Raw genomic sequence first — 1468 nt, 5'->3', positions numbered from 1 at the left:
TTTATATCGTTTATATTATCTATGCATTCGATTATTTTGTAGAGGTTATAATAATATTTTTTTATGATTTCTTTAAAATTGTCAAGAGAATTATTTAAATAATCGAATATAATATTAAAGATTTCGCTTTTATATATAAATAAATAAGAATTATTTTTATCCGTTTCTTTAACGGCGTATTCTAAAATTTTAGAACTTCCTAAAACGAATATCTTTTTATTATATTTATATTTATTTAAAAAATTATTATAATATTCTATAGGTATAAAATCGTTATTATATTTCTCGCTGTCCAAAGAATTATTTACCGTTTCCATATCGGAATAATGGTGAATAGTTAAAAATATATGCGAATTTGTATAAGAGAATAATTTATAATCGTTATATTCCATAAAAATAGCTTTATCCATAATTACGGTTTTATTTAATTCTTTTAATTTTTCCACTACTTTTTTACTTACCACATCTCCGTTGCATTTTTCTTTTAATAATTTTCTGCCAAATTCTACAGATTTTTTGCAAAGTTCTTCATCGTTAAAAGCTTTTATTATAGCGTTTGCCATATCGTTATCGTCATAAGGGTCGAATGAACATTCTTTTAAAACAAATTCTTTTGTGGATGAAACATTTGAGGCAAAACTTGGAGTTGAACATGCATAACTTTCCAAAATAGGCAGTCCTAATCCTTCGTAAAACGATGGAAAGAAACTCGCTTTTGAATTGGATATTAAATTTATCATATCTTCATCGCTAATAAATCCCGTGATTATTACTCTATTTTTTATATTGCATTTTCTCATTGTAGATTTCAAAAAATTAGAATAACCCGCTCCAGCTTTACAACATATATATAATTTAGAATCTATAGGAATATTTTTAGAATTATAAGCTATGGCAAAAGCTCTTATTAATCCTTGCGCATTTTTTCTTCTATCTTCTCCCGAAACAAAAATTATATTATTCAGTCTTTCTTTATGATAATATTCTTTTAATGGATTTTCAAATTTTTTATCCACGCCGCTATATATAACCGTTAATTTATTCTTGTCTATATTTAAATATTCAATGAAGTCGTTTTTTGTATTTTCGCTGTTTACGAAAAAATGCTCTATGATTTTTGCGGTTTCTAAATGCAAAAAATAAACGCTTTTAGGATTTAAATAATATTCATGAAATAACAATGGAATTAAATCATGCCCGATGCATACTATTCTTTTCGAATTTTCCAATATTTTATTAGGATACAAGTAGTTAAAGAAATTAGTCGTGTCTCGTATTTTATGCGCAGGCGCTAAAATATCGTCTAAAAAATAAAAATCAAATTTATGTTTAAAATTATAAGAATCCAATTTATTAAAATAATAATATTTGATTTTATAATTATTATAATCAAATATCGGTTTTTCGTTTTCATCTTCTTTTATAATTGATATATCTATTTCAGGATAATTTCTTAATATATTGTTGA

1 protein-coding gene is annotated in these 1468 nt (G+C 24.3%); it reads right to left on the bottom strand.

Translation table 11 applies throughout. From position 1 onward, the window contains the following. Positions 1–1468 (bottom strand): glycosyltransferase family 4 protein (locus tag ACR0QS_RS13205; RefSeq protein WP_432633915.1); only part of this gene is annotated, 1468 nt, incomplete at both ends.

It is taken from the genome of Brachyspira sp. (assembly GCF_050873525.1).
GTDB lineage: Bacteria > Spirochaetota > Brachyspiria > Brachyspirales > Brachyspiraceae > Brachyspira.
Note: the sequence above shows the minus strand (reverse complement) of the source record. Positions and strands in the feature narration are given on the sequence as shown.